1 pseudogene is annotated in these 232 nt (G+C 62.1%); it reads right to left on the minus strand.

Features of this window, described 5'->3' with window-relative positions:
• Positions 1-232: pseudogene (locus SB822_RS61255) on the minus strand (MFS transporter); the annotation flags it as partial.

Raw genomic sequence — 232 nt, forward strand, 5'->3', positions numbered from 1 at the left:
TCACCGTCCACCCTGCGCGCAATAGTGCCGACGAAAGCCAGCCGCCGCCGATGCTGCCCACGGTCGTCATCGCGTAGATGCACACGAGGGGCAGGCCGATATGCTGCATGTCCATGCCGCGCGATTCGTTGAGCCACTTCGGCAGCCAGAACAGATAGAACCACCATACCGGGTCGGTCAGGAACTTGCCGATCAGGAACGCCCATGTCTGGCGCTTGCGGATCAATACGCC

This window comes from Paraburkholderia sp. SIMBA_054, from assembly GCF_046534875.1.
GTDB classification, from domain to species: Bacteria; Pseudomonadota; Gammaproteobacteria; order Burkholderiales; family Burkholderiaceae; genus Paraburkholderia; species Paraburkholderia hospita.